The sequence below is a fragment of the Streptomyces sp. NPDC048211 genome (assembly GCF_043202315.1).
Classification (GTDB): Bacteria; Actinomycetota; Actinomycetes; order Streptomycetales; family Streptomycetaceae; genus Streptomyces.
On record NZ_JBIDAD010000005.1, the window covers coordinates 354,969 to 367,959 of the forward strand.

At 73.4% G+C, this 12,991-nt stretch carries 10 protein-coding genes; 9 read left to right on the plus strand and 1 reads right to left on the minus strand.

What is annotated here, in order from left to right:
- Positions 1–8: 8 nt before the first annotated feature.
- The 3 genes from ACGFZA_RS21200 (at position 9) to ACGFZA_RS21210 (ending at position 3,980) form a co-directional block, all read left to right on the plus strand.
- Entirely contained in the window at positions 9–1,400 is a 1,392-nt protein-coding gene (locus ACGFZA_RS21200; RefSeq protein ID WP_393681032.1) for a hypothetical protein, read from the plus strand.
- 70 nt (positions 1,401–1,470) lie between these two features.
- A complete protein-coding gene (locus tag ACGFZA_RS21205; protein ID WP_393681034.1) occupies positions 1,471–2,733 on the plus strand; it encodes an AAA family ATPase in 1,263 nt (420 codons plus the stop codon).
- Positions 2,730–3,980 (plus strand): VWA-like domain-containing protein, encoded by a 1,251-nt coding sequence (locus ACGFZA_RS21210; protein ID WP_385274425.1) that lies wholly within the window; start codon positions 2,730–2,732, stop codon positions 3,978–3,980. The genes ACGFZA_RS21205 and ACGFZA_RS21210 overlap by 4 nt, the downstream gene beginning before the upstream one ends.
- A 35-nt stretch (positions 3,981–4,015) precedes the next feature.
- Here the strand turns inward: ACGFZA_RS21210 and ACGFZA_RS21215 are convergent, their stop codons facing one another.
- Entirely contained in the window at positions 4,016–4,606 is a 591-nt protein-coding gene (locus ACGFZA_RS21215; protein WP_393681037.1) for a TetR/AcrR family transcriptional regulator, read from the minus strand.
- Positions 4,607–4,839: 233 nt separating this feature from the next.
- Between ACGFZA_RS21215 and ACGFZA_RS21220 the strand changes: the two genes are divergently transcribed.
- The 6 genes from ACGFZA_RS21220 to ACGFZA_RS21245 all read left to right on the plus strand — a co-directional run bounded on the left by ACGFZA_RS21220 (position 4,840) and on the right by ACGFZA_RS21245 (position 12,988).
- Complete coding sequence (locus tag ACGFZA_RS21220) at positions 4,840–5,397, plus strand: 2Fe-2S iron-sulfur cluster-binding protein (protein ID WP_385274430.1); 558 nt, start codon at positions 4,840–4,842, stop codon at positions 5,395–5,397.
- Positions 5,394–6,386: an FAD binding domain-containing protein gene (locus tag ACGFZA_RS21225; protein ID WP_393681039.1), complete on the plus strand. Its 993-nt coding sequence runs from the start codon at positions 5,394–5,396 to the stop codon at positions 6,384–6,386. Before ACGFZA_RS21220 ends, ACGFZA_RS21225 begins: the two co-directional genes overlap by 4 nt.
- Positions 6,383–8,545: a xanthine dehydrogenase family protein molybdopterin-binding subunit gene (locus ACGFZA_RS21230; protein ID WP_393681041.1), complete on the plus strand. Its 2,163-nt coding sequence runs from the start codon at positions 6,383–6,385 to the stop codon at positions 8,543–8,545. Before ACGFZA_RS21225 ends, ACGFZA_RS21230 begins: the two co-directional genes overlap by 4 nt.
- Positions 8,538–9,671, plus strand: a complete 1,134-nt coding sequence (locus ACGFZA_RS21235) for an XdhC family protein (protein ID WP_393681043.1) — start codon at positions 8,538–8,540, stop codon at positions 9,669–9,671. Before ACGFZA_RS21230 ends, ACGFZA_RS21235 begins: the two co-directional genes overlap by 8 nt.
- Positions 9,672–9,928: 257 nt before the next feature.
- Complete coding sequence (locus ACGFZA_RS21240) at positions 9,929–10,738, plus strand: NPP1 family protein (protein WP_393681045.1); 810 nt, start codon at positions 9,929–9,931, stop codon at positions 10,736–10,738.
- A 60-nt stretch (positions 10,739–10,798) separates the two neighbouring features.
- Complete coding sequence (locus ACGFZA_RS21245) at positions 10,799–12,988, plus strand: alpha-galactosidase (RefSeq protein WP_393681047.1); 2,190 nt, start codon at positions 10,799–10,801, stop codon at positions 12,986–12,988.
- The last annotated feature ends 3 nt before the right edge of the window (positions 12,989–12,991 follow it).

Consider the following 12,991-nt stretch of genomic DNA (forward strand, 5'->3'; position numbering starts at 1 on the left):
GAGTGCTGATGCTCACTCAGGACGCGAATCGGGACCCCTTCCTTTCCTTCTGGCTGCGCGTGCGGGAGTTCGCCGTGCCGCCCTCCATGATCGAGACCGCGACCGCCCGCCGCCGAAGCGGTGACTGGGCCGGGGCGTGCGCTGCCGCAGGCATCGACGTCGACGTCCGGCCACGTGCGCTGGCACGCACCCACGGCCGCGAACTCGCCGCCCGGGTCAGGGCGGATCTGCGCCACCTCGTCCCGGATCTGCTGCGCTGGCACCTGCCGCGGATCGCTCCGCACGGGCTGCTGCGCCCAGGTCTCACGATCCCTCTGGCACGGTACGAAGCCGAGGAACCGGACGGCCGGGACACCGTTCACCTGGTCGTCCGGACCCCGCCCGCCTGGGCCGACGCGGGCCAGCGGATCAGCCTCGCGCTGTGGGACGGAACCCGCTCCGAGGCGGGCACCCGCCGACATCCGCACCCCCGTCCGAGCCGCCGCTTCCGCCTCGACCTGCACCGCCACCTCTGGGATGCCCGCAGAACGGATGAACTGCGCATCCGGTCCGGAGCCGCCCGGCCGCCCGCCGACACCGTGGACCCGGCCCTGCTGGACCGCGTGCCGCCGGGCCTGCGCTGTGCCGTCGACCGGTGGGCCGCCGAGGCGTCCCTGCTCCTGGCGGCCGAGGCCGGGACCGACGGCACCTTCACCGTACGGTTGGGGGGCCGGCACCGACTGCTCCTGGACCTGGGCGCGGGCGACCGGCCCGGTCCGCGCGCGCCGCGGATCGCCGAGGTGCTGCCGGACCGGGCCGGCTCGGCACCACCGGTCCTGCCCGACGCGGCGACCTGGGCGCTGCCCGACCTGGAGCTGATCCGCAGCGGTGCGCTGGAGGCGGGCCGGCTGCACCCGCTGGTGGTCTCGGCGCTTGTTCCGGGACATGTGCCGACCGGACCCGCGAGGATTCCCGACGGCGCGGGCCGGCCACGCCTCGTGGACTGCGGGGGAGCGCAGCACCGGATCGGCCTGGTCGACGGGGTGCTGGTCCCGCTCGACCACGACCCGGCCGAGCTCCACCGCGAAGAACTCCTGGCCGCCCTGACCGGCACACCGATGCCGTGCCTCCAGGTCATCGACGAGGCGCACCGCCGCCCCGACTGCCTCACCGGCGTCCGGGAACGCCTGGACCACGGCGACATCACCGGCGCGCTGGCCGTCGTCGAAGGTCTCCTGGGCCCCGGCGCGATCCTGCGCAGCGGCCCGCTGCGGGACGAACTGGAAACAGCGGCGCTGCGTCGGATCACCTACGGCCTGTTCCGGGCGGACCTCGTCGGTGCCGGACCCGGCCGCTCCCGCGCGGAGCACCGGCCGTCCCGGGGCCGTCGCCCGCACCGTCGCCCGGCAGCCCTCCGCTGATCCGGGGACCTTCGCCCCCGCGTACGACGCCGTTTCCGCATCCGTACCGAGACCCCTCAGGTGATACCCCATGCCCACACGCACGCTGCCCGCGCCCACCGGCTCCTCCTCCGACCGGACCCATGTCTCCCCACTGGACGTCGCAGGAGCGCTGATGGCCCTCCTGAGCGACACCGCCACCGAGCCGCGCCCCGACACCCAGCTGGAGGCCCTCACCCTGGCCGTGTCCGCCGACCTGCCCGTCCTCCTGTGGGGCGAGCCGGGGATCGGCAAGAGCGCCGCCCTCACCCAGCTCGCCGACTCGCTGGAGCTCCCGCTGACCACGGTCATCGCCAGCGTCCACGAACCCTCCGACTTCTCCGGGCTGCCCATCGTCGGTGACGACCCCGCCGGACAGGGTGTCCCGATGGCGCCACCGGACTGGGCGGTACGCCTGGTGCGGGCCGGCCGGGGGCTGCTGTTCCTCGACGAACTGTCGACCGCCCCGCCCGCCGTGCAGGCCGCCCTGCTCCGGCTCGTACTGGAACGGCGGATCGGCACGCTCCAACTCCCTCCCGGCGTACGCATCGTGGCGGCTGCCAATCCGCGTTCGTCGGCTGCCGACGGCTGGGAGCTCAGCCCGCCGCTGGCCAACCGGTTCGTCCACCTCCCATGGGTCCACGATCACGACGTCGTGGTGCGCGGCCTCGGGGGGACCTGGCCCCGGGCGACGCTGCCGCAGCTCGCCCCCGAACGGCTCACGGAGGCCGTGGACTTCGCACGCCGGGCGGTGTGCGGGCTGCTCTCGGCACGCCCCGCCCTCGTCCACCGGCTGCCCAGCGGGGAGGCGCGCCGGGGCGGAGCCTGGCCCTCGCCACGGAGCTGGGAGATGACGCTGCGTCTGATCGCCTTCGCGACCGCGGCAAACGCCACACGCGACGTACTGTCCCTGCTGGTCAGGGGTGCGGTGGGGGACGGGCCCGGGCTGGAACTGCTGGCGAGCCTGGACCGGATGGACCTTCCCGACCCGGAGGCACTGCTCGCCGACCCGGCCGGGGCCGACCTGCCCGAGCGCGGGGACCTGCGGCAGGCCGTGCTCGACGGTGTGGTGGCGGCGGTCCGCCGGAAACCGGAGAAGGCCCGATGGGACGCGGCATGGGCCCTTCTGGTCAGGGCGCTGGAGACCGGGGCCCCGGACCTGGTCGTCATCCCCGCGACGACGCTCGCCACTCTGCGGCAGCAGGACTGGGACGTGCCGGAGTCGATCGAGGCGCTCGCCGGGGTCGTATCGCTCTCCCGGCGTGCCGAGCAGGCGGCGGCCCGCGCCACGGTCGCCACCAAGGCCCGCCGGTGAACACGGGCGGCCCGGGGGCGCTGGACCTCGACAAGCTCTTCGCCGCCCGGCTGCAGGCGGCCAGGGCCCGGCCGTACCTGGCGACGGCGCTGTTCGCCCTGCACACCGTGGAGTCGCGTCGGGTACCGACGATGGCCGTCGACCGGCACTGGCGGTGCTATGTCTCGCCGGGCTTCGTGGACCGGACACCGGTGGAGGAGCTCGCCGGGGTCTGGGTGCACGAAGTGTCCCATCTGCTGCGCGACCACCACGGGCGCAGCGACCGGTTCGCACGTGAGCACGGGCTGACCGGTCCGGCGGAACGGCTGCGGATGAACATCGCGGCCGACTGCGAGATCAATGACGACGTGTTCGGCGACGGACTGGTCCGGCCCGAGGGCGCGGTCGAGCCCTCGGGCCTGGACCTGCCCGAGGGGAAGCTCATGGAGGACTATCTGCGCCGGTTCCGGCTCGGTCCCCGTACACAGGAGCTGGCCTGGCTGGACTGCGGCAGCGGCGCCGACGGGCTGGAACGGGAGTGGGACCTGGGGCCGGACGGTGCGCGGGGCCTCAGCGCACAGGAACGGGACGCGGTGCGCTTCCGGGTGGCGCAGGGCATCACCGGCCGGCCGGGGAGCGCCTCCAAGGGGTGGCAGAGATGGGCACAGGACGCGTTCCATCCGCCCCAGCCGTGGCGGCAGTTGCTGGGCGCGGCCGTCCGCTCGGCGGCGTCCGGGCCTGGGGCGGGCGAGGACTACACCTACGGCCGTCCCGCGCGGCGCTCGGCCGGGGTGCCCGGCGCCGTGCTGCCGAGCCTGCGGCGCAGGCCTCCCCGGGTGGCGGTGGTCGTCGACACGTCCGGCTCGGTCAGCGACACCGAACTGGGCAGCGCGCTGCTGGAGATCGCCGCCATCTCCCGTGCCGTGGGCGGCCGGCGGGACCTGATCACCGTGCTGTCGTGCGACGCGGCGACCCGGGTCGTGCACCCGCTGTGCCGTGCCGAGGGCATTCCGCTGGTCGGCGGTGGGGGCACGGACCTGCGCTCGGGATTCGCCAAGGCGCTCAGGTCGCAGCCCCGGCCCGATGTCATCGTGGCCCTCACCGACGGGCAGACGCCCTGGCCGCGCACGCCGCCGCCGTGCCGGACGGTGGTGGGGCTCTTCGAGCGGGCGCACGGACAGGGGTGGGACGAGGACGATGCCGACTACGTTCCGGACGTGCCGCCCGCATGGGCGCGCACGGTGGTCATCGGGGCCGCCGCACGGTAGCGGCTTCCACGGCGTGGGCCGCCCGGTCCCGGCAGCTACGTGCCGGCGCCCGGGCCCGGCGCCCCGGCCCGCAGCCCGTCCATCACGAGGTCCAGGAGGCGGGCGGCTCGCGGCTGCCAGTCGCTGTGCGGGTCGAGCTGCCAGAGACCGGCGATGGCGAGCATGAAGTCGTCGGGGGTCACGCCCGGACGGATGGTGCCCGCCTCCTCGTTCTCGTTCAGTAGGAGCGTAATGGCGCGGGTCACCGGACTGTGGCCCAGATGGGCCAGGCTGCCGTACCTGCTGGCGGTCGTGCGCAAAGCGTCGGCCAGGCCCGCCTTGGCCATGGCGTACTGCGCCAGCCGGTCCATCCACTCCCGCAGGGCCAGGTCGGGTGGGCGGGTCCCGAGCAACTGGGCCGCGGTGTCGGCGACCTGTTGCATCTCGTAGCGGTAGACCTCCAGGACGAGCGCCTCGCGGTTGGGGAAGTTGCGGTAGAACGTCCCCTGGCCGACGCCCGCCTTCTTCGCGATCGTGCTCACCGCGGCGTCCGCGGTCCGCGTCAGCTCGGTCAGCGCGACGGCCAGGATGCGCTCGCGATTGCGTTGCGCGTCCGGGCGTTGGGGCGTGCTCCTGTCCTCGTCCACGCCCCCTCCTTCCGGAAACACGGCCGAGTCGGCCTTGCTGAGCGGACAGCCGTCCGCTAGGTTCGACGGATAAGCGGACAGCTGTCCGCTTGTTCGCAGCATAGCGGCACTTCCGGTCAGTGTGGCCGACCGGTGCGCCCGGTTGCCCATTCACCCAGCCGCATCGCCCTCCCGGCACGGCTGCCGGGATCGTCTCGTTCGACGCGCATAAGCAATGCGAAAGAAGGCTGATCATGGCCCCATCGACGTCCAGTGCCATCACCCTGAACATCAATGGCGAAAAGTTCACGCTGCCCGTCGACCACCGGACCACCCTGCTCGACGCCCTGCGCGAGCGCCTCGATCTCACCGGCACCAAGAAGGGATGCGACCAAGGCCAGTGCGGTGCCTGCACGGTCCTGATCGACGGGCGCCGGGCCGTCTCCTGTCTGCAGCTCGCCGTCGCGGCCGAGGGGCGCGCGATCACCACCATCGAGGGCGTCGCCGACGGCGACCGGCTGCATCCGGTGCAGCAGGCCTTCCTCGACCTCGACGGCTATCAGTGCGGTTACTGCACCCCGGGCCAGATCTGTTCGGCCCTCGCGGTGATCGAGGAACACGCGGCCGGCTGGCCGAGCGCGGTGACCGGTGACGTCCGGCCCGAAGCGGGGGTGCCCGCGCTCACCGCCGAGGAGATCCGTGAGCGGATGAGCGGCAACCTCTGCCGCTGCGGCGCCTACGTGTCGATCGTGCGGGCCGTGGCGCACGCGGCGGAAGTGTCCGCCGCCGAGGCCGAGGAGGCTGTGGCATGAGGGAGTTCGGATACGAGCGCGCCCTCGACGTGTCCGGGGCCGTGGCCCTGCTCGCCGCGGAACCCGGTGCCCGCTTCCTGGGAGGCGGCACGAACCTCGTCGACCTGATGAAGGCCGGTGTGGAACGGCCGACGCTCCTCGTCGACGTCCAGGAACTGCCCCTCGGCGACATCGCGTTCACCCCCGACGGTGGGCTGCGTATCGGTGCGACCGTCACCAACAGCGACCTGGCGGCCCATGCGGAGGTGCGCCGCCACTACCCGGCCCTCACGCAGGCACTCCTCGCCGGAGCCTCCGGGCAGTTGCGCAACATGGCCACGGTCGGCGGGAACCTGCTCCAGCGGACCCGGTGCGGCTATTTCGGCGACCTGGCCAAGCCGTGCAACAAGCGCACTCCCGGCAGCGGTTGCCCCGCAGTGGCGGGCGAGCACCGCAACCACGCGATCCTCGGGGCCTCCGAGCACTGCGTGGCGACGCACCCCTCGGACATGGCGGTCGCACTCGCGGCGTTCGACGCCGTCATCTCCTACGAAACGGCCGACGGACCGGGCGAGTTGTCTGTCGCCGACTTCTATCGCCCGGTGGGGGAGACCCCGCACATCGAGACGGCCCTTCCGCCCGGTGCGCTGATCACCGGTGTCACCGTGCCGCCGGCCGCCGTTGCCGCGCACTCCCGCTATCGCAAGGTGCGTGAGCGCGCCTCCTTCGCGTTCGCGATCGGCTCCGTCGCCGCCGCGCTCGGCGTCGAGGACGGCGTCGTACGCGAAGTGCGGCTCGCCTTCGGTGCGGTGGCGTCCCGGCCGTGGCGGGCCCGCGCAGCCGAACGGGCCCTGACCGGCGGCCCCGCGGACGCGGAGGCCTTCGCCGCGGCGGCGGACGCCGAGCTGTCGGCCGCCGAGGCCCTTCCCGGCAACGGCTACAAGGTGACCCTGATGCGCAACCTCGTCGTGGCCGTGCTCACCGAACTCGCCGAGGAGGCCGCCCGATGACCACGACGACCGAGAACACCGCGGTGACGGGTGCCGTCGGCTCCGCCCGTACACGCGTGGAGGGACGGGACAAGGTCACCGGCGCCGCCCGGTACGCCGGTGAGATCCCCTTCGCCGAACTCGCCCACGGCTGGCTGGTGCTGTCGACGGTGACGCGGGGCCGCATCCGGTCCGTCGAGGACGGCCCCGTCCGGGACATGCCCGGAGTGCTCACCGTGCTCCACCACGGGAACGCACCCCGGGTCGACACCGGCTACATGGGCTTCCTGGGACGGCCCAACCCGGTCGTCGGGCTCTTCCAGCACGACCGCGTGCCCTTCATGGGCTGGCCCGTGGCGCTGGTCGTCGCCGAGACGTCCGAGCAGGCCAGGGAGGCCGCCGAGGCGCTGGAGGTCCGCTACGAAGAGGAAGCGCACGACGTGGGGTTCACCGCCGGGCACCCCGGTACGTACACCCCCGACGCCGCCTCGATGCCCGACGCGGACACGGCGAAGGGGGACCTGGCAGCCCGGCTCCGGGAGGCGGCCTTCGTCGTGGACGAGGAGTACTCCACCCCGGAGGAACACCACAACTCCATGGAACCGCACGCGGCGACGGCCCGGTGGGAGGGCGGCCGGCTGGAGGTCGTCGACTCCAATCAGGGCACGTTCTGGGTGGCGAGCGAGCTCGCGTCGCTCTTCTCCCTCGACCCGGGCTCCGTCCGGGTGCGCTCCGAGCATGTCGGCGGCGGATTCGGATCGAAGGGCCTGGCCCCTCATCAGGTGGCGGCCGTCATGGCCACGACGCTCCTCCACCGCCCCGTTCGCGTTGTGCTGACCCGCCGTCAGATGTTTTCGCTGGTCGGGTTCCGCAGCCCCACCGCGCAACGGGTCAAGCTCGGCGCCGACACCGACGGCCGCCTGCGGGCCTTCGATCACGAGGCACTGAGTCTCACGTCGACCGTGCACGAGTTCGTCGAGGCGAGCGCCGGTGTGGGACGCGTCATGTACGACGCCGACGCGCACGGCACACGGCACCGGCTGGTGCGGCTCGACGTGCCGACCCCGACCTGGATGCGGGCGCCGGGAGAGGCGCCGGGATCCTTCGCCGTCGAGTCGGCCGTCGACGAACTGGCCGAGAAGTGCGGCCTGGACCCGATCGAGCTGCGCGCACGCAACGAACCCGCGGTCGGGCCCGTGTCGGGACTGCCGTTCGCGCGCCGCAGTCTGCTCGCCTGCTTCGAGGAGGGCGCCCGCCGGTTCGGCTGGGCCGGCCGGGATCCGCGTCCCGGACTGCGCCGCGAGGGGCGCTGGCTCCTGGGGACCGGCATGGCGGCGGCCACCTTCTCCGCGGGCGTCGGTGCGTCCACGGCCGCCGTGACCGCGGAGCCGGACGGTCACTTCACCGTGAGGATCAACGCCTCGGACATCGGGACCGGGGCAAGGACGGCGATGGTCTCGGTCGCCGCGGACGCCTTGAGGGTCGGCCCCGACCGCATCCGGGTGCGCATCGGGGACAGCGACCTGGGCCCGGCGTGGATCGCCGGAGGCTCCATGGGCACGCGCTCCTGGGCCTGGGCGGTGCGGCTCGCGGCGGACGAACTGCGGGAACTGCTCGCGCTCGGCGGATCCATTCCGCCGGAGGGCATCACCGCCCGCTCGGACACCAGCGAGGCGATCGGAGCCCTGGCGCAGAAGGAACGGCACTCCTACGGGGCGCAGTTCGCCGAGGCGGCCGTCGACATCACCACCGGCGAGGTGCGGGTACGCCGACTGCTCGGCATCTTCGCGGCCGGCACCGTCGTCAACCCGCTCACCGCACGCAGTCAGCTCGTCGGCGGCATGACCTGGGGGCTCTCCATGGCCCTGCACGAGGAGGCGGTCCGCGACCCGGCGTCCGGCGGCTACGTCAACGCCGATCTGGCCGGCTACCACGTCGCCGCCCACGCCGACGTGCCGCACATCGAGGCGGACTGGGTGGACGACCACGACCCGGAGGACCCGGTCGGGATCAAGGGCCTCGGCGAGATCGGCATCGTGGGCGTCGCCGCCGCCATCGCCAACGCCGTGTGGCATGCGACGGGTGTACGCCACCGGCGCCTGCCGATCCGTCCCGACCGCGTTCTCGCGGCGGCGGAACAGGCACGGGGGCGGGCCAGGGAGGACGACCGGGGTGCTTGACATCGCGGCGGCCCTGCACCGCTGGTCCGAGGAGGGCCGGGAGTTCGCCGTCGCCACCGTGGTGGCGGTCGACGGCAGCGCGCCACGCGCCCCCGGCGCGGCCCTGGCCGTCGACAGTGAGGGCGCCGCCGTCGGCTCGGTCTCCGGTGGCTGCGTGGAAGGGGCGGTGTACGAGCTGTGCGTCCAGGCCCTCGGGGACGGCCGGACGGTACGGGAACGGTTCGGATACAGCGACGAGGACGCCTTCGCCGTGGGACTCACCTGCGGCGGCGCCATCGACGTCCTCGTCACGCCCGTGCGCTCCGACGAGCCGGTGCTGCGGGCGGCGTTGTCGGCGGCCGTCCGCGACGGGCCGGCGGCGCTCACCCGGGTGGTGCGCGGGCCGGCCGGGCTGCTCGGCCGGGCGCTGCTGGTCCGGGGCGACGGATCGTACGAGGGCAGCCTCGACGGGCGTTCGGCCCTGGACCGCAGGGCGGCCGCGGAGGCGCGGGCGCTCCTGGACGCCGGCCGCACCGGCACCGTGGAGATCGCGGAGGACGGGACGAGCTGCCCGGGCGGCCTGACGCTGTTCGTGGAGTCGAGCGTGCCGCCGCCCCACATGATCGTGTTCGGTGCCGTGGACTTCGCCACGGCGCTGGTGCGGGCGGGCAAGTTCCTCGGTCACCATGTGACGGTGTGCGACGCCCGGCCCGTCTTCGCCACCCGTGCCCGTTTCCCCGAGGCGGACGATGTCGTGGTCGACTGGCCGCACCGGTACCTCAAGGGCACCGCGACCGACGAGCGCACGGTCCTGTGCGTGCTCACCCATGACGCCAGGTTCGACATCCCGCTGCTGGAGACGGCCCTGCGGCTGCCGGTCGCGTACGTCGGGGCGATGGGATCGCGCCGCACCCACGAGGACCGGGACCGGCGACTGCGCGAAGTCGGGCTCGGCGAGGGAGAGCTGAGCCGCCTCCGTTCTCCGATCGGCCTCGACCTCGGCGCCCGGACGCCGGAGGAGACGGCCCTGTCCATCGCGGCGGAGATCGTCGCTGAGCGCCGGGGCGGCACGGGTGCTCCGCTGACGGGGGCGCGGACGCCGATCCATCACGACGTGGACCGTACGCCGGGGGCGGCGCTGCGGTGAGCCGAGCGGCCAAGGGGCACGCTCGGCTGCCGCTCCTCGCGCTCCTGCGCCGCCGCTGCCGAGCGGGTCCCCGACTTCGCCCGGCTGACGGCTGAAGGTCCACGGCTCAAGGCTCAAGGCCCGGGTCCGGCACGGTCCGGCCCGGGTCGCGTCGGACCGGTCCTGGCCGTAGAGCTGTTGGCCGACGCTTCATCACTGCGCAATCCGTGACGCCCGACCGGGCCACGGGGTTCCGCGAGCCTGGACATGGGCATGCCATGGCATGGCCGAGTCCGACAGGCGTGAACCAGGAGGAAGCAGTGAAGAACACAGGACGGCTCCGCAAGGCCTCACTCACCCTGGCCGCCGCCGCGGCGCTGGTCGTCGCCTCCTCGGGCAGCGCCTTCGCCGCCGTGCCGGGCGCCCTGCCCGCGAACGCGGACGGACTGGAGCAGACGTTCCAGCCCGCCTTCGACTACGACGGCGACGGCTGCTACCCGACACCCGCCATCGGAGCAGACGGAGCCATAGCCCCCGGACTCAACACCACCGGCGCCGTCAACGGCAGTTGCCACGACTCCTGGGACCTGGACAACACCAACGGCTACGCACGCTCCCTGTGCAACAACGGCTGGTGCGCCATCATGTACGGCCTCTACTTCGAGAAGGACCAGGCCGTGGCGGGCAGCGGCCTGGGCGGGCACCGCCACGACTGGGAGCACGTCGTGGTGTGGGTGCAGGACAACGTGGCCAAGTACGTCTCCACCTCCGCCCACGGCGACTTCAACGTGTACGGCCGGGACGGGATGCTGTGGGACGGGACGCACCCCAAGGTCGTCTACCACAAGGACGGCATAGGGACGCACTGCTTCCGCCGCGCGACCACGGGAGACGAGCCGCCCGAGAACCACTACCACCAATGGCAGTTCCCCGATCTGGTCGGCTGGAACGGCTACCCCGCCGGCATCCGGGAGAAGCTGGTGCAGGCCGACTTCGGCAGTGCGGTCTTCGGCCTCAAGGACGGCAACTTCGCCGGCCACCTCGACAAGGCGAAGCCTGCCGGGATCCCCTTCGATCCCTACGCCTGACCGGTCACGAACGGGGCGGCGAGGCGAGGCGCCGCCCCACTGGTTTCGAGAGGACACCGCATGACCCGCAGCACCACCCGGATCGCACACCTGCGCGCGGCCGGGGTGAGTTTCGCCGTCGAGCTCCGCGCGCCACTGCCCCGCGTCCTGCACTGGGGCGAGGACCTCGGTGAGCTGACCGATGACGGTCTCGCCTCCCTGGCGCTGTCTGCGGACGCGGCCTCGCTCCACTGCGCGCTCGACGAGCCGCGGCAGTTCACGGTCTGGCCCACCCAGGCCGACGGCTGGTCGGGCACCCCCGCCCACGAAGGCCACCGGGCCGGGACGGCCACCACACCCCGCGTCACGATGACCGGTGCCGAAGAGAGCCCGGACGCACTCGTCATCGCCCTCCGCGACACCGACGCCGGGCTCGACCTCACGCTCACCTACCGGCTCGACGCGTCCGGTGTCCTGGGCGTACGGACCAGGCTGTCCTCCCCAGCCGACGCCCCCGGCCCCGCCCCGTACGACCTCGCGGCCACCACCGCGCTGCTCCCGCTGCCGAACCGCGCCCAGGAGATCCTCGACTTCACCGGCAAATGGTGCCGCGAACGCTCCCCGCAGCGCGGCCCGCTCACCTTCGCCGGCCACGTCCGCGAGGTCCGCAGGGGACGCCCCGGACTGGACGCACCCCATCTGCTGACGGTCGGCGTGCCCGGATTCGGGTTCCGTACGGGCGAGGTCTGGGCCCTGCACGTCGGCTGGAGCGGCAACCAGCGCTGGCTGGCCGAGCGGCTGCCCGAAGGCGCCGGGGTGCACGGCGGCGTTCTCGGCGGGGGCGAACTGCTCGCACCCGGCGAGATACGGCTCGCCCCGGGCGACAGCTACACCTCGCCCGAGTGCTACTTCGCCTGGTCCGCCGAAGGACTGGACGGTCTCGCCGGCCGCTTCCACACGATGCTCCGTGCCCGGCCCGGACATCCCTCGTCGCCCCGTCCGCTGACCCTGAACACCTGGGAGGCGGTCTACTTCGACCACCGCCCCGAACGCCTCCTCGCCCTGGCCGATGCCGCAGCCGCGGTCGGGGTGGAGCGGCTCGTGCTGGACGACGGCTGGTTCCTCGGCCGCCGCGACGACACGGCCGGACTCGGCGACTGGACGGTCGATCCGCAGATGTGGCCGCAGGGGCTGACCCCGCTCGCGGACCGGGTGCACGGCCACGGCATGCAGTTCGGGCTCTGGGTGGAGCCGGAGATGGTGAACCTCTCGTCGCGTCTCGCCCGGGAGCATCCCGAGTGGATCCTCGGCCCGTCGGCGGGCCTGGGGCCGAGCTCGCGTCAGCAGTACGTGCTGAACGTGGCCCACGAGGAGGCGTTCGCGTATCTCCTCGAGTCGCTGGACGCTCTCGTCGCCGAATACCGCATCGACTATCTGAAGTGGGACCACAACCGGGAACTGCACGAGGCGGTCCACCGCGGGACGGACGGCGGCGACCGGCCCGGGGTGCACGCCCAGACACGGGCCCTCTACCGGCTGATGGACACCCTCAAGGCCCGCCGCCCCGGCCTGGAGATCGAGTCGTGTTCCAGCGGCGGCGGACGCGTCGACCTCGGCGTCCTCGCCCGGACGGACCGGGTGTGGGCCTCGGACTGCAACGACCCGGTGGAGCGCCAGTCCATCCAGCGCTGGACGGGGCAGCTCCTGCCGCCCGAACTCGTCGGCGCCCACGTCGGCGGCCCGAGCAGTCATACGACGGGGCGGGTCGCCGACGACTCGTTCCGCCTGATCACGGCGCTGTTCGGACACGCGGGCATCGAGGACGACCTGACCGCCCGCACGCCCGCGGAACGGGAGACGCTGACCCGGTGGGCGGCGCTGTACAAGGAGGTACGGGCGCTGCTCCACGGCGGTCGGGTCGTCAGGGCCGACCTCGGCGACGACGCGACGTACCTGCACGGAGTCGTCGCACCGGACGCCGGCTCCGCGCTGTACTGCTGGGCGCGGACGGCGACCTCCGTGCCGGGGCAGTCGGGCCGCGTCCGCCTCCCCGGCCTCACACCCGGCCGGTCCTACCGGGTCCGCATCCGCACGGAGGCCGGGCTGCCCTCCATGCACCAGGTCGTCGCCCCCGCCTGGTACCGGGCGGCGGTGAAGGACTGGCTCCCGATGCCCGGCGCGGTACTGACCGGTGCGGGGCTGCCCATGCCGACACTCAACCCGGGACAGGCCCTGCTGATCGAGGTCACCGCACAGGAACCGGTGAACTGACCT